The sequence below is a fragment of the Paenibacillus sp. 01L418 genome (assembly GCF_056400045.1).
Map to the genome: position 1 here is coordinate 1 of NZ_JBFTSN010000041.1, position 19,312 is coordinate 19,312.

General features: G+C 44.2%; 15 protein-coding genes. 3 read left to right on the plus strand and 12 right to left on the minus strand.

Annotated features, from left to right (window positions below; all coding sequences use genetic code 11):
• Positions 1 to 420: 420 nt before the first annotated feature.
• From AC1DSE_RS08440 to AC1DSE_RS08465, 6 genes are all read right to left on the minus strand, one after another.
• Positions 421 to 564 carry a hypothetical protein gene (locus AC1DSE_RS08440; protein ID WP_477512829.1) on the minus strand — a complete coding sequence of 48 codons (144 nt, stop codon included), beginning with the start codon at positions 562 to 564 and terminating at the stop codon, positions 421 to 423.
• A 230-nt stretch (positions 565 to 794) separates the two neighbouring features.
• The gene (locus AC1DSE_RS08445; RefSeq protein WP_477512828.1) at positions 795 to 1,244 is read right to left on the minus strand and encodes a DUF1569 domain-containing protein; all 450 of its coding nucleotides are present in this window, start codon (positions 1,242 to 1,244) and stop codon (positions 795 to 797) included.
• Between the two features lie 352 nt (positions 1,245 to 1,596).
• Positions 1,597 to 3,498, minus strand: coding sequence for a glycoside hydrolase family 127 protein (locus tag AC1DSE_RS08450; protein ID WP_477512827.1), 1,902 nt, complete (start codon positions 3,496 to 3,498; stop codon positions 1,597 to 1,599).
• Between the two features lie 45 nt (positions 3,499 to 3,543).
• A complete protein-coding gene (locus tag AC1DSE_RS08455) occupies positions 3,544 to 4,413 on the minus strand; it encodes a carbohydrate ABC transporter permease (protein WP_076270453.1) in 870 nt (289 codons plus the stop codon).
• A complete protein-coding gene (locus tag AC1DSE_RS08460; protein WP_477512826.1) occupies positions 4,410 to 5,333 on the minus strand; it encodes a carbohydrate ABC transporter permease in 924 nt (307 codons plus the stop codon). The genes AC1DSE_RS08455 and AC1DSE_RS08460 overlap by 4 nt, the downstream gene beginning before the upstream one ends.
• A gap of 72 nt (positions 5,334 to 5,405) precedes the next feature.
• Positions 5,406 to 6,815, minus strand: a complete 1,410-nt coding sequence (locus AC1DSE_RS08465) for an ABC transporter substrate-binding protein (protein WP_477512825.1) — start codon at positions 6,813 to 6,815, stop codon at positions 5,406 to 5,408.
• Between the two features lie 361 nt (positions 6,816 to 7,176).
• Between AC1DSE_RS08465 and AC1DSE_RS08470 the strand changes: the two genes are divergently transcribed.
• The 3 genes from AC1DSE_RS08470 (at position 7,177) to AC1DSE_RS08480 (ending at position 10,019) form a co-directional block, all read left to right on the plus strand.
• On the plus strand, positions 7,177 to 8,067 hold the full coding sequence (locus AC1DSE_RS08470; protein WP_477512824.1) for an AraC family transcriptional regulator: 891 nt from the start codon (positions 7,177 to 7,179) through the stop codon (positions 8,065 to 8,067).
• A 481-nt stretch (positions 8,068 to 8,548) separates the two neighbouring features.
• The gene (locus tag AC1DSE_RS08475; protein WP_477512823.1) at positions 8,549 to 9,505 is read left to right on the plus strand and encodes an HNH endonuclease signature motif containing protein; all 957 of its coding nucleotides are present in this window, start codon (positions 8,549 to 8,551) and stop codon (positions 9,503 to 9,505) included.
• Between the two features lie 13 nt (positions 9,506 to 9,518).
• Positions 9,519 to 10,019, plus strand: a complete 501-nt coding sequence (locus AC1DSE_RS08480) for an SMI1/KNR4 family protein (RefSeq protein ID WP_477512822.1) — start codon at positions 9,519 to 9,521, stop codon at positions 10,017 to 10,019.
• Between the two features lie 370 nt (positions 10,020 to 10,389).
• Here the strand turns inward: AC1DSE_RS08480 and AC1DSE_RS08485 are convergent, their stop codons facing one another.
• The 6 genes from AC1DSE_RS08485 to AC1DSE_RS08510 form a co-directional block, all read right to left on the minus strand.
• The gene (locus AC1DSE_RS08485; RefSeq protein ID WP_477512821.1) at positions 10,390 to 11,406 is read right to left on the minus strand and encodes a substrate-binding domain-containing protein; all 1,017 of its coding nucleotides are present in this window, start codon (positions 11,404 to 11,406) and stop codon (positions 10,390 to 10,392) included.
• A gap of 63 nt (positions 11,407 to 11,469) precedes the next feature.
• Complete coding sequence (locus AC1DSE_RS08490) at positions 11,470 to 12,465, minus strand: ABC transporter permease (RefSeq protein ID WP_477512820.1); 996 nt, start codon at positions 12,463 to 12,465, stop codon at positions 11,470 to 11,472.
• Between the two features lie 25 nt (positions 12,466 to 12,490).
• Positions 12,491 to 13,999, minus strand: coding sequence for a sugar ABC transporter ATP-binding protein (locus AC1DSE_RS08495; protein ID WP_477527581.1), 1,509 nt, complete (start codon positions 13,997 to 13,999; stop codon positions 12,491 to 12,493).
• 375 nt (positions 14,000 to 14,374) lie between these two features.
• Positions 14,375 to 15,361 (minus strand): substrate-binding domain-containing protein, encoded by a 987-nt coding sequence (locus AC1DSE_RS08500; protein ID WP_477512818.1) that lies wholly within the window; start codon positions 15,359 to 15,361, stop codon positions 14,375 to 14,377.
• Positions 15,345 to 17,123 (minus strand): sensor histidine kinase, encoded by a 1,779-nt coding sequence (locus tag AC1DSE_RS08505; protein ID WP_477527582.1) that lies wholly within the window; start codon positions 17,121 to 17,123, stop codon positions 15,345 to 15,347. Before AC1DSE_RS08505 ends, AC1DSE_RS08500 begins: the two co-directional genes overlap by 17 nt.
• 23 nt (positions 17,124 to 17,146) lie before the next feature.
• The gene (locus AC1DSE_RS08510) at positions 17,147 to 18,766 is read right to left on the minus strand and encodes a response regulator transcription factor (RefSeq protein WP_477527583.1); all 1,620 of its coding nucleotides are present in this window, start codon (positions 18,764 to 18,766) and stop codon (positions 17,147 to 17,149) included.
• Positions 18,767 to 19,312 lie beyond the last annotated feature (546 nt).

Consider the following 19,312-nt stretch of genomic DNA (forward strand, 5'->3'; position numbering starts at 1 on the left):
GATATCAAACCGATTCCATACGACAATACTGCATTCAAATTTCTGCTCGCAATAAATAATTGGAGGTAGTTGAATTCTTGCCTCGGTTTCTACGATGACAACACATGATGAAAATCTAGCTATAGAATTTAGATATGAAGCCTTTTGGAGTTTATTCCGAAAGGCTTTATTCATTATTTTCTAATGGAATATCATACACACAAAGATCAAAATAAAAAACGGCATCGCTGCCGTTTCTGTAGTGAAACTATCTAGGTATTCCGTTTCATGCCTTATCACATATTGTTTCCTACCAAACTTTTATCTTCGAAAGCCGTCGAGAGAACAATTAAGGTCGTTGAAAATCCGAATGGGCTGCACCTATCTAGAAAGTTGGTCATTGATTCTGTATTTTCGGATAACACCTTCATATGTCAAGAATCACATATCCGGTTTTTGCTGAATAGACCGCCTTGCTTCATCACCGTCCGTAAAACTGCTAACCTGCCAGCCTTCCTGTTTTAAGTAATAAGCAAGAATTTGATTCAAGTTCATATCATCCTCAACAAGATAAATCGTGTACATAGCGTGATCTCCTTCATGTTTCTGTGCTTAGTCTAACAAATGATTATCGCCAAATTACCAAAAAATTATGGGAAATTGTATGAAAAAAATATATAAATAGAAAACGATTGTCACAAATAAATAAACCACTTCAGCAGAAGTGGTTTGAATTTATGGTTTAATGGAGACTAGCGGGATCAAGCCGTTGACCTCTTGAAATATGCCCTAGCCCAAACATCACACAGAGAAAACTAAACGCCAAACTGCTTTAAATGATGGTCCAAGTGCTTATAAATACCGATGCCCCACTGCTCGGAGGTAAGCTTGCCGAAAAAGGGGTGGGGATGAGTCGTGCACCTCTCCGGTCCATTGCGCTGAAATAAGTCGGTTTTTTGTTTCAATAATTCTCTTTCTTTCTCGAATTCTCTTTCATCTGTAAATTTAATGGTCGGGATCGTTGACATATTGTGGGGCAATGTTTTGTCATTATACATTATTGGTTTCACGAAGCCTCCAATCACGACCCCAAGCCATCCTCTCTTTGGAAAAGAAACGCCCGAGGCAATGTCCTGGAATGCGGAGCAGTGAGCCAGCATTTGAGCAGCATTCATCTGCCCCCAATGTGGTTCTGAATGACCCTCTAACTTATCGATACGTGCTAAAATCTCGTTCGTATGGTTTCGATCAAAAATACTTTTCATTCATTGCCGTCCCTTCTCTTTAAATGAGCAGTTCATAGAAACCATATTGTTCAGAAATAATCCATATGAGAATCGGACACGCTAATCATCCGGCTTTCCAGTCGAGTTTGTCATGATTGCAGGTTACCATATTGAAAACCTTCTGTCGATCATCCAACTTCCACTACTTCCGAGCTGTCGAAATTATAGGGATATTACACACCCCGAAACTCAAGCAGATCACTTTTATCCTACAAAAAAAGACTTCTGCATAGCAGAAGTCTCATTTCGGATTCACAATATTTATGAGAATGTAAGAGGTCATCGGTTCTAGCGCAGTGTCTTAATCCAAAAAGCATTCGTTCGACTTTTTTTATTTTTCGCGAATCCAAACCGTCATTTCGCCTGGGTTCCGATTACCCCAAAATGCGTATGGCACAGCCAAGATTGGGACGCTCTTCTTCTTTCGCATGACCGGCCTGTACAGGTCATCTTCCCAACAAAAATCTGAACGCAGCCCCTCTCCGGTTAACACGACAATACCGCCTAGAACGTCTTCCTTATATACCGCCGTTAATTCAGACTCTTCGGGAAAACAGATATCCGTAAGGTCCGGGCCGTTGTCAACTTCCTCCATACAATAAACGAGTGGACCGAATTGCAAAGCGATTTTGCCAGCATTCTCGTGCACTCTGGGGTTCGACTCAATGCGCTCGACGATCATCGGGAAATACAGCTTGATCTCGTCGTTTTCCATCCATGTTCTGCTGATACGCGCATATCCGCTCTTGACGATCGTATCCAGCGCTTGCAAGTTCCCGTTTACCTTGATGTAAGGGTCCCTACACCATGAAGGGATCCGGAAAGATAGCGTGCAATCGATCGGCTCATCCGTTTGCAGTCGGATCTGGATATTTCCGTCCCATGGATAATGTGTTTCCGTATGCAATATCATCTTTCTTCCTTGAACATCGAATGTACTCTCATTGGAAGCATAAAGATGCATAGCGATGTCTTTGCCTTTTTGCGTAAAGAAATAAGTATCCAAAGACGTTAGCAGCCGCGCAATATTAGGTGGACAACAAGCGCAGCCGAACCATGGTACGCGCTCGGTTTTGACGTGCTGCATATCGTAACGGTATTGAGTTACAGCAGGATGAACCTCCAATGGGTTGACGTAAAAATAACGTTTGCCATCTAGCGACATCCCGCTCAGCACCCCGTTGAATAGAACCCGTTCCATCACATCCCCGTATCGGCTGTCCGTTTCAATCTGGAGCATTCTAAATGCCCACATGGCAAGTCCGATGGATGCGCATGTTTCGGTGTATGCCGTGTCGTTAGGCAGATCGTAATCAATCGTAAAGCGTTCGGCATGACCTTGCGAGCCGAGCCCTCCCGTTATATACATCCGCTTGGAAGTCATATGAACCCATAGTTTGCGAAGCGCTTCGGTCAGCGTTGCGTCTCCGTATGCAATCGCGAGATCCGCCATAGCCGAATACAAATACATGGCACGCACAGAATGTCCTTCTGCCGTTTCCTGCTCTCTTATGGGGGCGTGAGCCTGATGGTAATCCAGATCGAACCAGCGATCCTTGGAAGGTCCGCCGAACTCGGGCTCCTCCTTCAGGAAACTCGGCTGCTTTCCACGCTCCTCAACGAAGTATCGGCTCAAATGTAAATACCTTTGTTCTTTCGTTGCCTTGAACAGCTTTACGAGCGCGAGCTCAATCTCCTCATGACCGCAGTACACCTGCATTTTATCCGAATCCGGACCCATAATCCGGTCTATATAATCGGCGTAACGGCACATCATATCCACAAAAGCCCGCTTGCCCGTGGACTCGTAATAAGCCACCGCGGCCTCGATCAGATGGCCCGCGCAATAAAGCTCATGCCCGAATGAAAAATCCTTCCAGCGCTGTTCCGGTGCAGCGACTGAAAAATAAGTGTTCAAATAGCCGTCTGACTGCTGGGCACGTCCCATCAGATCAACAACCGCATCGATGACGGCTTCGAGCTGCGGATTCGGAAAGTGCCGCAGGCTGTACGCGGCAGCTTCGATCCATTTGGCTACATCACTGTCCTGAAAAACCATTCCGTAGAAAGTTCCTGTCTGTTCTCCTGCCGAGATGCGGAAGTTTTCTACGGCGTGACTCGGTTCCGCGCCTTCGATTTCATCGTTCAGCGCCTTCCATTGATAGGGAATCGTTTCCTGGATAGTTTGCCGAACCCTGGGCTGCCAAAATTGGTCATTAAGCCTAACATTCATATCGATAATTCTCCTTTCAATGGGACAAAGCGACAATGATCCGAACTAATTTTTCAATCCGGTCATCGTGATTCCCTCTACAAAATACTTTTGACCAATCAGGTAGAAAATGACTCCTGGAGCAAAGGATAAGCACGTGGCGGCCATCGTCATCGACCAATCTTGCTTTAATTGACCTCTGAAATTGGTAAGCCCCAACGCTATCGTGAATTTATCGCTCGAATTAATGTAAATCATCTGTTGGAGCAAATCGTTCCACAAGCCGATGAAAATAAACAATGCGACGACGATCATGGCGGGCTTGATCGCTGGAATAATAATATTGAACAAGATGCGGAAGTATCCGGCTCCGTCAATCGTTGCCGCTTGGTCGAGTTCTCTCGGTATGGAGAGAATAAACTGTCTAATTAAAAAGATATTAAACGCGCCGCCTCCGCAAAAATATGGCAAAATCAATGGCAGATAGCTGTCATGTACCCCCAAACCCCGCGTCCATCCAATGTACAGCGGAATGAGCGTAACCATGGTAGGCAAAAGCATTGAACCGACACATAGGGTCCAGATCAACTGTTTCCCCCGAAACCGCAGCCTCGCAAAGGCATATCCGCACAAGGTGGCCGTAAACGTTCCCGCCAAACAGGAAGGAACGATGATTATCATCGTATTGCCTAGATATTTCCAAAATTTAAATACCTTCAGCGTATCTTCATAATTGGAAAACAACCAATTTCCCGGTAATAGGGATGGCGGATATTTGTAGATCTCGGGATTGGTCATCAGAGACGTACGAAAAATCCACCAGATCGGGAAGAGCACGATTAAAGCAAATAAAACAACGACTACAAACATAATCACGTTTATCGTTCGTTCACTGCGTTTCTTGCTCTTTAGTCTGACGTACGCTGCTTCACTCAATTGCCATCGCCTCCTTCAGAAAAGATCCACAGATTTGATGTCTTGAACAAAACACCGGTAAACGCGGCAAGGATGGCGAAAATTACAAAGGTCGTCGCACAGGCATAACCCAGCCTGTAATTGACGAAAGCCTGATCGTACATCAGATAAGTCATGAACCTTGAAGAATTGCCCGGGCCGCCATTGGTCAGAGAAAGAGCTGGCGTAATGACTTGGAGATTAGCGATCARGCTCATCAACAAGTTGTAAAAGATAATCGGCGTCATGCAAGGCAAGGTGATATGCCAGAAGCGTTTCCATCCGCTTGCGCCATCCATCTCAGCCGCTTCATGATAGACGCTCGGAACGTTCTGAAGCCCGGCCAAAAAAATAACGATTAAGTTCCCCGATAACCAGACCGCAATCAAGGAAAGCGAAGGAACTACCCATCTGGAATCCGCAATAAAGAGAATTTTGCTCAACCCGATTTCGGAGAGGAGAAAGTTGAAGAAACCGAAATTCGCCTCGTAAAGCCAGGACCAACCTACGTATATAGCAGCAGCCGGCAAAACGAACGGCACATAAAATACGGCTCTGAAAAAACCTCTTGCCGGAATTTTACGGTTCAACAACATCGCGATGAAAAACGAATAAATCATGCTTCCGGCTACGGATAATACGGCGAAGTAGACCGTCGCGATAATCGAATCTTTAATGTACGGATCGGTGGTAAACAGCTTGATATAATTATTGAGGCCAACAAATTCGGGGTTGGCTAACCCTGTCCAATTCGTCATGCTGATTCCGAGCACCCCCAGAAGAGGCAGGTAGGTCAGGAAGATCAGTCCGAGGAAAGCCGGAATCAAGCATATATAAGCAACTCTTGCCTCGCTTGAGTAAAAGCGAGAACGACGCTTCAGCGGTTTGTTAATCGGTTCCATATCTCGCTCCCCACCTCATGTTTGAAGGAAGACCGCCACTTGCAATATATTGGCGGTCATTCCTCCTATCCGTTATTTATTGCCTGTATGAGCCGCATTCAAAGCATCGAGATTTTTGGTTATGGCTTCCTTGGCGGTCGTCTTTCCGGTCCAAACATCCCCTAGAGTCGATCCGAGCAAGGTGTTAAAGTCCGTCGTATGATTTGTATAGAACCACGATGCGGGTCTAGCGGCGGCGGATTGCGCATAATCGACTACCGCAGACTTGTATTCGTCATACGGAGGGAAGTTCGGATTGTCGACCCATTTATGGGTGAGAGTTTCATCCGTATACCACTTTTGCAGCGTTGGCATCCAAATGCCTGATGAGATGAGCCCCCAGTTGTTTTCTTCGGAATTGTACCATTTGAGCCATTCCATCGCTTCTTTCGGATGCTTGGTCTGGGAGAATACGACATTGGCGCCGCCCGTGTTTAGAGTAACCTTTTCCTTCATATAAGGCAGTACGGCTACGCCATAGTTCAAACCTTTCTCCTTGGCTGTATTCAAGCTGGTTCCTACATTCCACGCACCGTTTGTGGCCATGGCAACCGTTCCTGCAATGATAGTGCGCTGAATGCCATCATCGGTCTGACCAACCGACAACGGGGCAACATGATCTTTCAAGTATAGATCAGCAACTTTCTGAATCGCTTCCGTGCTGGCATCTTCTCCGATTCTCACTTCGTTCCCGTCACTCGAATAGAAACCGCCGCCATTGCTAAGCGCCCAGGTTTCCAACTGCCACGGTAGATTTTCAATAGAGGCGCCATACTGAACGATGCTTTGCGATTTAAAACCATCCTCGTCAGGATGTTTGCCATTCTTGTCAACCGTCAGCTTCTTGGCCGCAGCTACGAATTCATCCCATGTCCATGCTTGATCCAGTGCGGATGGTGGATAAGGCACATTCGCTTTGTCAAACATGTCTTTGTTGTAATAAAGGAGGAGGATTTCATTGGCAGCAGCATAGGCTACGGTTTTGCCTTGATATTTGTAGGCCAAGCTATCGAGCGGCTTGCTGTCGCTTCCATCGTACATGGAGCTCACATCATTCAACATGCCGTCGGAGGACCACTGGATGACGCCATCCTCCTTCAATATCCCCGTATCCGGCAATTGGCCTGCCGTTGCCTGTGTATTCAACTTTGTCATGTAGTTTTCCCAAGGAATTGCCTCCACTTTTACTTCGATTTTGTCTTGGGAAGCATTAAACTTGTCTGCCGCCGCCTGGACGGTTTTCCCTTCTTCTTCGCTACCCCACATCGAATACGTAATCTTGACCTTTTCCGTTTTGGAAGGCGAATTCTCCGGTTTACTTGAAGCCTCTCCTGCCGATGGTGTTGTATTTGTCTCTTTGTTACCGTTGTTCCCACAGCCTATTGCACTGAATGTCAGTGCAGCCAAGATTAGACCTACCCCAAGTCTTTTTCCTACTTTCATTGCCCCGTTCTCCCTTCATCAATTGAATGATGTTAAATGCTAATCGTTTGAATGAAACGTTTAGCCTTTCTACGCCTGACCAAACCGTCGTGTTTTTCCATTGCAACATGACATGATTCAGGAAAGCGCTTTAATAGAATTGTGACATGAAGTACCTTGAAAAAAAACAACATTTTCCAACCTGATTTTTAATATTTTCAACCTTCGTTCTTACGCCACCGATTTCCCGATATCGGGAAATCGAGCTTATGCCAGACGATCAACAGGAAACTCTTTATTTAAAAGACAACTATGAAGTATTATAAAAATAACAATATTTTCTACCTTGATATTCACGATTCCAATCTTAGGAGGAAACAGTGTGGACTCTACGATTCTTCATTTTATCTCACCACCGATTCCCTATTTCGTGGATTGCGGTTATGCCTATTACGAGGTAGGAGATACCCATATCGACCGAAATTGTATCAATGTATTCGATCTGATTGTCGTCCGCAAAGGGGTTCTCCCCATTGCCGAGAATGACCATAGCTGGGAAGTCAATGAGGGAGAAGGACTCATCCTTCTCCCGAATGCTCATCATTACGGCAATGCGCCCTGCAAAGCCGATACGGAAATCATCTGGATTCACTTTCAAACCTTCGGCAGCTGGCAGATGTGCCGCGACATGAACGAATGCCAGAGCAACCAGCTGGAATTGATCGAGGAACACAAAAAGTTAGCGTATGTCAACCACGCCGATGTCTGTTCCATCTTCCTTCCCAAGCACATGAAGCTGTCGACGAAAGCGTTGGAGGCGCTTGACACCTTCTTTCAGCAGGAGAATGAACCGCAGTCGCTTCGGAACTGGAAGCGACAAGTTTCCTTCCAGTTATTTTTGCAACATTTGGATCGCGATCTCGCTTCCCCCGCGAACGCCACCGCGATTCAGCTCGCCGAGCGGATCGAACTGTTCATCCGCCAGAACTATGCCAGCGATATCACGAACTCGGTGCTGCAAAAGAAGTTGAACTATCACCCCAATTATCTGGCTAAAGTGATGCTGAAAATGTACGGAATGACCCCAATAACCTATCTTCAATATTACCGGCTTGAACAATCCAAACGGCTGCTGCTGCAAACCTCCAAATCTATTGCCCAGATCGCAGATGAAGTTGGCTTCCATCATATCTCGCATTATTCCACCTGCTTCTCCAAGAAAGAAGGTCTCTCTCCCTCAGGCTTCCGCAGCAAATTCGCCAAGAAGCGCTAGATGCAGCGAATCCGGAGGACGTTCCGCTACAGCAATACGAGAAGAGCGTTCAGCTTGCCTTCTCCGATTCCCGGCTTTCTGCACGACACAAAGCTGAAGCTTAGGCCCTAAAACCACCCAAGATGATTCGGGCAGATGGAGCTCGAAGGATTCGTGACCAAGCAAGCATAAGCCCAATCATTGCGCTGCCCACGAAAAGYCAGCTTTGCTGTGGGTATTTTCATCATATGTTCTCTTGTGATTTCGAAAAAAAATACGCTATCTATTGAGGCCACTGAACAACCCACACATTTTTTCGGCAGTCCCTAGCAGAACATAAAAAAAGACATCCATTCTCATATTTTGGGAGAAGGATGTCTTTTTTGTGTACTAAATAATGTTACTTATCCTGTATTTAAATCAATTAATTTCAATATCCGCTTAAGAGTTACAGCGAATATAGTCATAGCTCCTTGCATCTCCATGCCAATCAGACCCGAGGATGTGGCTACATCATATAGATTTTAATCAAAGATCATCAGCAGAGAAGATAAAATATGAGGATTTTAATCTAGAAAAAAAACTTATTGAATCTATAGAGCAAAATCCAGATGATGTATTTTTGAAAGAGGTTAGGAAGTATTTAACGACGGGATATAGAAACGAAGTAGCTAAAAAAGAAATTACTGCTGGTGTATCACCGTCTTCTTATAAAACTTATATTATTGTTTATGATGACAAGACTGGTAAATCTCTAACTTTAGAAGAGTATTTAATTGAAAAAGAGAAAAGTTTAAACAAAAATAGGAACATAAATTCATTTAATGCTGCTGCAGCTCCGGCAAATGCAGTAATATTTAATGTATATCTCACTTCTAGTGTGGTAAATAAAACAATCACACATAAAGTAGTATATTCAAGCTATATTGGTAAAGCCCCAACTTCTATTTCAATATCTAATCGTCTTAAATCTTCTACCTCCAGAAATGGCACATACTCTACCGAAGCGACATCAAGCGAAACTATGAAAAAAGTACTAGACGCATCTGAACCTACTACAGTAGCTAGTACAAAATATTGGAAAGGCGATTTTACAGCACAAATCTATTCCGGAACGGTTTTAGTAAGTGTTCATAATGGTGGTACCGATGTAGCTCAGCTTTACACTAAAAATGGGGTAGTATATCCACCATATACTGATCAACATTCTGGTATAGTGATGATAGAGCCAGCTACAACGAGTTGGGCTAGAGTTCCTTCAATTTCCTGGAGTGGCAGGGATGCGTATGTCAAATGGTATGAAACACAATGTGGAGTTCTAAATTGGAATTGGGATGATTATCAAATACATCATATTAGACCAAGAAATTTAGGTGGTACTAATGTATATTCGAATTTAATCCCACTAGTAAAAACTTTTCATACTGGAACGGTCAATCCGTGGTTTGCTGCCTATTAAGGAGGAGTTATTTGTGAGTAAATATGAGACTATAATCAAAGCTTTAATGTCTAGATTTAATGATAATGTATTAACAATTCAAACTACTGGTGGAGAAACATATCAAACAATTTGTACTTTTAATCCACCAGCTTCGTTGCATGAAATTGAAAGCATGTGTGAATTAAAAAATTGGTCATTACCGATAGATTATATAAATTTTTTATTATATTCAAATGGTGCGCGATTGTTCGATGTTGTAAGAACCTATGGTGGATTTGAATTATTCAGTATTGATGAAATATTACAGAACCATTATGATTACATGCTTGACAACTGGATACCCATAGCAAGTCACCAAGGTGATCTTTTATTAATCGATTCTTCACGAACTGATGGTGATAATTATTTATTTTGGCGAGATTTCGGAGAGCTTATTGATCAACAAACCTTTTCTTTTAAAATCAATTTTAGAACGTGGTTTGAAAGGATTATACTCTGTCAGGGAGAAAGGTTTTGGTTGTGGCAGAATTAGTAGAGTATATAAAAAATTTATAATGGACTCAACGTTAAGAAGACTCTTGCTTTTTAAGCAGGAGTCTTCCGTATTTACTGATTTAACAAACGTTTATACAATCTCTTATAGACTTCATTTTAATTCTTCTACTCTCTCGCCGCATATTTTCTATGACGATAGAGGAAGTGCTACATTTTACATAAATCAGGAGCGGCTACGGTAACTTAGAAAGAATAAAAAGGGAGTAGAGCTAACAAGCCTTTTTCTCATAGAGCTTCMTCCTTAATTTCCATATAATTAATGGGACAAGTCGATCGGGACTGTAGCTAAAGGAGAAGTTCCTTTATGTACAGCCCCAATATGGCCTTAGTACGATTCTCTTGTCTATTTATTCGTAAAGAACGGCTTTAACTTCTTCGTTATCGATGTTGGATTTATCGTACCATACGAAACCGCTGTCGATAGCGGGTTCAACCGTTTCGCCTTTGGCAGCCGCAACTGCGGCTTTAACCGTTTCATAGCCGATACCAACCGGATTTTGGGAGATAGCGCCAGCCATCGTGCCATTCTTGATCGCATCAATTTGTGCTTTACCGGAATCATAACCGATAACCGTTACTTTACCGACCGCTTTGGCTTCCATTACTGCATTAATAACACCAATAGCGGAGCCTTCATTGGTACCGAAGAAGCCCTTGAGTTTTGGGTACGCTTGCATAATCGCTTTTGCCGCATCGGTCGATTTGAGATGATCTCCCCCGCCATACTGAATATCTACGATTTTAATATTCGGGTATTTTTCCTCGATACGTTTCTTGAAGCCATCACGACGATCGATGCCCGTACGGCTCGTTTGGTCATGGGCAATAATCGCAATCTCGCCCTCGCCACCGATTAATTCCGCCATTTTATCTGCTGCAACACCAGCGGCAACCGCATTATCCGTTGCTACTGTACTAAGCGGAATGTCACTGTCCACGCCGGAGTCGAATGCGATAACAGGAATGCCGGCGTCTTTAGCTTTCTTGAGCAGCGGGATTGAAGCTTGGCTGTCCAGCGCTGCGAAACCGATTGCGCTAGGTTTTTTATCCAATGCGACTTGCAGCATTTCAAGCTGTTTGTCTACTTGAGATTCAGATTCTGGGCCTTCGAAAGTAATATCCACATTCAGCTCGGCTGCAGCCTTCTCTGCGCCGATCTTAACCGCTTGCCAGAATTGATGCTGGAATCCCTTGGAAATAACCGGTACATACATTTTTTCCGTGTTAGCAGGCGCTTCAGAGCTCGGTTTTTTAGTTGACTCTGGTGCATTCGAAGGTGAATTGCTGCCTCCGTTCGAGCTGCAAGCGCTAATGAATACTACGAGTACCAAAGCCGCCATCATCCATACTTTTCTCATGTTCATATCCCCTTCATCATGAATTATATTTGCATTTATATATAATCTCCCAAGGAGACTATATCGCTGTTAAGCCTTGCGACGACGCAAAATATCCGCATATACCGCGAGTAATATAACAAAACCAACCACGACCGTCTGCCACTCCTGAGGAACCGACATGATGCGTAAACCGTTCGTCAAAACGCTCATAATGAGTGCGCCGATTACGGTTCCCAAGATCGTTCCCTTGCCGCCGCTTAGTGAGGTGCCGCCGATGATTACCGCTGCTATCGCTTCCAGCTCGTAACCCGCRCCGAGAGAAGGATGCGCTGTGTTCAACCTTGATGCCATCAGAATGCCGGCAATTCCTGTAAACACGCCTGTTATCGTGTAAATCACGATTTTCCAATTTCGCACATTAATGCCGGATAGACGCGTCGCCTCTTCATTGCTGCCGATTGCGAAGTTGTAACGGCCAACAATCGTTCGGGACAATAAGATGCTCCCGAGGATGGCTACGATGAAAAAAATAAGGACAGCGTTCGGAATATCAAAGCCTGGAATAAGGTCACCTAATACCGACCCTAATGATATTTCCATAAAAACTTCATTGTCGGTAAAATAGATCGGCTTGGCTCCAGAGATAACCAAAGCTAACCCTTTGGCAATCATCATCATCGCGAGCGTGGCTATAAATGGCGGAATTCCCAGTCTAGCAATCGTAAAGCCCGATAAAAATCCGCATAATGCCCCAGTCAGCAAACCGCCGATAATACCGATCGGAATGGGCAGCCCCCAGATCGTAATGAAGACGCCAGTCATGACTGCGGACAGCGTCATGACTGTGCCAACCGAAAGATCAATGCCGCCCGTAATAATGACGAACGTCGAGCCTAACGCCAGTACGCCGATAACCGCGGTGGAGAGCAAAATGCCAATGATATTGGAGAAATGAAAGAAATTATCCGATGCGATAGAAAAAAAGATGACGAGCAAAATCAAACTTCCAAATACTAAGAGCTGCTGTAGGCCTGACTTAATCGCAAAATGCGATTTCTGCTCAACCACTGTTGTTTTATTCATGCTTCTCTTCCTTTCCCTCCCGACCTTATCCGATTCGATCTGTTGCATAAGTCATGATCTGCTCTTGGGTCGCAAGATGGTCATTCATAAGCTCCCCGGTAATTCTTCCTTCGCACATCACGATGATACGATGACTAAGCCTTAAAATTTCCGGCAGTTCCGAGCTGATCATAATGATCGATTTGCCTGCAGCCGCCAAGTTCTCAAGAAGCTTATAAATCTCGCTTTTGGCTCCGATATYGATCCCCCGAGTCGGCTCATCGAAGATCAGGATGTCGCAGTCCCTCGTTAACCACTTCCCAATAATGACCTTCTGCTGGTTTCCGCCGGATAGAAATTTCAGATTTTGCTTTATGCTTGGCGTTTTTACCTTAAGCTCCTCAACAATTTGAGTCGAAACCTCGTTCATGCGTTTTTCGTTCATCCAAAAACCCGCGCTTGTGAAACGGCCAGTCGTTGCCAATGTGGCATTCGTTGAAACATCCATTTCCAGCAGGCAACCAAAGTGCTTTCTATCCTCGCTCAAATACCCAATGCCATGCTTCACGGCCTGATGGGGTCCGTTAATCCGTACCTTGCGGCCATGCACGTGGATCTCACCGGAATCGAGGGGATCAGCACCGAAGATTGCCCGGGCAACCTCCGTTCTTCCTGCGCCGACTAATCCGGCTACGCCAAGTATTTCGCCCTTCCGCAGCGTGAAGCTCACGTTGTGAAGAACATTTCTACGGTTTAGATTACGTACCTCAAGCATGCTTTCGCTCGTTTCGTCCTTTAACCGGTTCGTCTTATCCGATTGATAGAGCTCTCGGCCCACCATCATCGAAATAATTTTATCGATGCTGGTATCAGCGGTCGCAACCGTATCAATGTAGCTTCCGTCTCGCATAACCGTGATGCGATCAGTAATTCGTTTCAGCTCCGCCATACGGTGAGAGATGTACACAATGCCTACCCCTTTAGCTCGCAGCTGGACGATAATCTTAAACAATTCCTCAATTTCCGCATCACTAAGCGCCGCTGTCGGTTCGTCCATGATTAGCACTTGAGAGTCGTAGGAAATGGCTTTAATGATTTCAACCATTTGCTGCTTGGCGACCGTCAGCTTCGATACAAGCGTGGTAGGATCGATATCCAGATTCATTTGTCTGAGTAAAATGGAGGTTTGTCGATTCATCTCTTTCTCGTCCAGAAACAGTTTGATCGCTTTCCGCGGCTCTTTGCCGATAAAAATGTTTTGCGCGACGGTTAGATCGGCTGCGAGATTCATCTCCTGATGAATCATGCTGATTCCCTTTTTTTGAGCGGCTCTTGTATCCGGAATACGTACTTCTTCGCCCTGATAGAGAATGCGTCCCTCGTCCAACTGATACACGCCTGTCAACACCTTCATCATGGTCGATTTCCCGGCGCCGTTCTCTCCAACAAGTGCGTGTACCTCGCCAGGCCGCAGGTCAAACTTACAATCCTTTAAGGCATGAACCCCGGCAAAGCTTTTCACGATTCCTTCCATCTGTACAAGGCTTTCACTCATCGCTTCATCTCCCCTCTCCATATTCATGTTGTTACCGATAACTTTACACGGTTCATTCCGTCACTTACATGTGATTTCTTCTTGTAAGAGTCGAATAATTTTGGGGATTCAATTCATTAGAGGAAACTAAACAATTTGTTTTGGTCGCTACGCGAGCAGATCATTCTTACGATCGCGGTTGCAGCCAGATTCTTGGATTTGATTAGACATTTAAAGGTTAGAATCCGGCCGCAAAGGCGAACACTTCGTTTCTCCAGAACGATCTTCTCGCTTCGCTTAAACTACTAGTTCAACCTATTTAGTCGTTAACAACAAAAAGACAGAGCAGGCTTTCGCCTACTCTGCCACTCTGCCATTATTCTCAATCTCGTTCATCTATTCATTTCCAAAAAACGGAAACAACAGCTTCTGATTCTCCTCTTCATACATATTTTGTTTCGTTATAAGCAGTGAGCCCGTATCGATAAGCTTCGCAGCCTTCTTGCCCTTAACAACCTCCATGGCTGTTTTGATGCTGAGATAGCCCATTTGAAAAGGCCTTTGAAGCACCGTAGCATTCATGACGCCTTCATCCAAAAGCTTAATCTCGTTGAAAGAACTATCGAATCCAATCAGCTGCACTTTCCCCTTTAATCCCAGCTCCTGAATGGCTCTTCCCGCTCCAACCGTAGTCGGCTCGTTGAGACCGATAATTCCGAACACATCGTTATGCTGCTGCAGCATTTCCATAGCCAGCAAATAGGAATTTTGCTCGGAACCCTCGCCATTGTACGTACCTAGCATTTCGATTCCGGGATAATTCTCTAATACTTCATGAACGCCCTTTTCCCTGTCGATATGAGAAGCAGCGCTTTTGACATAGCTGATAATCGCTATTTTAGCCTTATCTTTGATCAAGCTTTTCATCGCTTCGCCCGCTTCTCTGCCAGCGCTGACGTTGTCCGTCGTTACGATGCTGTCGGCAGCATCGGACTTGATTCCCGAATCGACGATAATAAGCTTAATTCCGCTCTTTTTTATTTTCTCTGCGACGGGTACGAGTCTCTCGTAGTCGGTCGCGGCCAATACGATTGCATCTGGCTTATTTAATATTGCCTTCTCCACAAGAGCAATTTGTTCATCAACGTCCGTTTCCGACTTTGTCCCCCATACCTGAACGTTTACATTGAACTCTTGGGCAGCTTCATGCACTCCGTCGATTAATACCTGCCAGAATTCTACCGATGTATCGATTGTTTTCAAGATGACCGTAACCTCTATCTTCTTTTTCGCAGATGATCCATTATGCCCATATACAAAAACGGCCACTGCGATGAGAAGGAGTGCAACGGCGGTTGTTACCCACTTATGACTTCCTGCCATGTCTCTCGTCCTCCAAAACTTGGCGTAATTTAGGAATACGAATATATACGGTTGTTCCCTCTCCTAGCACGCTCTGGTAGGTTAATCCGTATTGCGCCCCGTAATAAAGCTTAAGCCGTTCCTGAACATTTTGTACGCCGACTCCTCTTCCGCCTTCCGTAACGGAAGCTGGAAGATGAAGCGACTTCAATTTCTCTTCATCCATCCCATTCCCGTTATCTTCAACAATCAGAATAATGTCCGAGTCCGTTTCTTCGCAAGCAACCCGGATGAAACCAGGTCCCTGCTTCATCTTAATGCCATGATAGATCGCATTTTCAATAAGCGGCTGCATAATGATTTTGATGACCCGATATTCCTGAATCGATTCGGATATTTCAATATGATAATCCAGCTTATTTTTATACCGCATTTTTTGGATCATTAGATAATTCGTAATATGCTCAATTTCAGTTTTAATCGAAACCAGCTCCTCGCCCTTGCTGATCGATGAGCGGAAAAGCTTGGCAAGCGCCGAAGTCATCAACACAACTTCCCTAGACTTATTGCTCTCGGCCATCCACACAATGGAATCAAGGGTGTTATAAAGAAAATGAGGATTGATTTGGGCTTGAAGGGCGCTAATCTCACTCTTGCGTTTTAGTTCCTGATCAAGTACCGTTTGCTGCATCAGCTCTTTAATTTTCCCGACCATCATATTAAAAGCTCTTGCAAGCCTCTGGATTTCTACCGTTTTGTGACCCGGGACATGGATATCGAAATTCCCCTTTTCTACTTCCTTCATATAGCCCTGCAATCGTTTGATTGGTTGGCTGACTCTTTGAGACAAGAATAATGAAATAATAATTCCGATAATAATACAGATGATTCCCAAAACAATAATAGACAGCAGCACATTATTTTGATTTTCAGCTAATTCGCTTACATAGGAGACACCGACAATTTTCCAGCCAAACTCAGAATCCTGAACCGTGTACATTCGGCTTTCGCTGCCTTGGTTGCTTATGAACGTTCCGTTTCTGACTTCCAGCACTTTATCGATCATCTCTGTTTTCAAATTACTATAAATCAATTGCTGCTGGGGATGATAGACGATTTTCCCATCCGAATCGATGATGAATAAATATCCTCTTTGGCCTAGTCGAATATCCTTGAACATGTCATTCATAACGCTGAAATTCAAATCGACCAAAAAAACGCCCAGCTTCTTGTTGCCGTCCTTGCTGACCAGTTCCCGGCTCAATGATACGACCCAAGGATACATGTCTTTAAAAATAGGCTGCACGTGAGAAGAGGAAATAACGCTTTGCCCGCCCATGCTTTTAGCGTTCCTATACCAATTCATACTTGTAATATCGACGTTTGGATTTAACTCGAGCTCTTTGCGGCCGGACACGAACTGTCCGCCATAACCGAAAATATTCGCTGAGCTAATATCCGTTCGGGATACCAGCATCGCACCTAGCATTTCGGAGATCGCTTCCTTATAATCCTTCTCTTCCTTTAAGCTATTAAAAGAAGCTGAGGATAAATAAGCTTGAACCGCATAATTGCCAGCCACAAGATCAGACATATACTTCATGCCGTTAATGTAGGATTTAATATTGTTGTTTACCTGTTTCACCAGCTCCGTAGTGTACGTCTGCGCTGTGGAATTGACGGAATCCTTAGTTAAGTAAAAGGAAGTAACGCTCATCATAATGCTTGTCATAATGATGAGCGCGACCGAGGCAAGCACCATATTCGTCTGAATACTAGGCAATCGCGAAAACATTCTCACTCGTATCACACTAACCCTTTTATTTTTTTATGGCGATAATCTGTTGGGGTTTCTCCCGTATGCTTCTTAAATGCGCCGCTAAAATAATGAGGATCGCTGTATCCAACGGCATATGCGATCTCGTAGCTCTTTAAAGCTGACACAATTAATAATTCCTTCGCTTTCTCAATACGCAGATAGGTTACAAATTCCACGAACGTTTTACCGTTGGTTTGCTTGAATATGGTGCTGAAGTAACTTGAGCTCATCGATACGTGATAACACACCGACTTTAATGATAGCTTCGGGTCCATATAATGCAGCTTGATGTACTCTATCGCCTTCGCGACTTGGAACACACATTGATGCTCCCGCATGCTTTTGATTGATCCGACAACTTTCGCGCATTGCTCCTTCAGCCACACTTCAACTTCACCCATCGACGCAAACTTCGTCATTTCATTCATTGGAGCTTGGTTTGCTCCGAACACTTGTGCACTGTCAATGCCCATGGCATAGAGCGTGTGCATAATCGTCAATACAATCCGTTGCAGATACATGTGGCAAATATCGAATGGAAATGCATGTTCGCGGAACATGATGAAGATTTGCCCAATCCATTCCTCCATCTCTTCCGGTGATCCGGTTTTCAGTTTCGTGACCAGTTCACTTTCCCAATCAATGAGCGACAACAACTCCGGCCGCTTACGCTGCTCCATATCCCATATGCATATAATTTGATTGGTACCAATGACAAAACGATAATCTAGCGCTGACAAAGCAGATTGGTTTAAACGCTGCACTTTGTCCGTTAAGCTGCATACATGTCCGATGCCTATAGAAAGCTTAACAGGCAAATAATCGGTTATCGTACTGTGAATTTCTTCAGCCACCTGCGTCGATAGATCATGCAGTTCATCCCTCTGATGACTAGAAATGATGACATGCACACGGTTTTCCCGATCTCTAAAAATAAGTGTCCCGGAACGGTCAGCTATAATTTCCTGGGCAATGTTATAAACAGCAAAACGAATAAGTTCCTCGTCGGACAACGTCTTAGGCTGGCTCCATACGAACTCGTCTACTTCTATGGCCAGCTCGATCACGGAGGAGCCGTCCCACTCAATATCAAAATAACTGAAGTTCTCATTCTTTTGTTTTTCTGTCATTGGCGAAGTAGCAAATCGTTCCAAAAAACGCTCTTTCAACAAAGGCTGGCTCTCCCTCAATTGACGCTTCAGCTGCTCGAAATCTTGCATTTGATTTCTTTCGCTGTCAAGCTCAGAACGAAGCTTACAAATGACCTGCTCAAGTTCCGCTGCCGTAACCGGTTTTAAAATATAGTCGACCGCTTGCAATTTCAAAGCCTGCTGGGCAAAATCGAAATCATCGTAGCCTGTAAAAATAATGACCTTCACTTTCGGAAAACTGGCCGAAAGCTCGCGCGTCAGCTCAATGCCGTTCATGAACGGCATTCCAATATCGGTCAACACGACATCCGGCGTATGACGGTTAATGAAATCAAGCGCTTCCTTGCCGTCCTCGCAGCTGCCTATGCATTCAAAACCTAGCCTTTCCCAATCCATTTGATCTTCTATCGCTTCTCGAACCAGCGCCTCATCGTCGACAATTAACAACTTGTACATAAGATCCCCGCCTTGTTATCTAAGGTACTTTGCATGTTTACAACAACGATCTAAGATGTTAACAGGAATATTTGAAAGCGCAATCATAATGCTTGGGTCGAAATTGTTGAAGCAGGACATGTGGTCTATGAAGTATTCTCTTAGCTGTAGATTGAATTTAAAATAGAGGAATTGACTTTATACGAATTCCTTTAATCGTATAAGAGGAATTTGGCTATGTAAATGTAAATATATACGGAGTTAGTCGAATTTTCTCTTCTTATAGACGTATAACAAATCCAAGGTTACGCGCCATTCATATATTTTGGTCGCTGCGCTTAAACTTCATTTCTTTTGTTCCATTTAACAATTTTTAAATTGTTTCTTCATTCATCCTAATCTCCGATTTATAACTTCAGCAACTGCAGACCAAACCCTCTTTTTGATTTAACATTGTTAGAAGTCCATTCAATGATGGAGTGCTGAGCGGTAAATTTTGATGCCGTGTTACTTGGTGATTAGTGTTCAGGACAAGTACGCGCAGCCATTACAATAGCGCTTCAATGC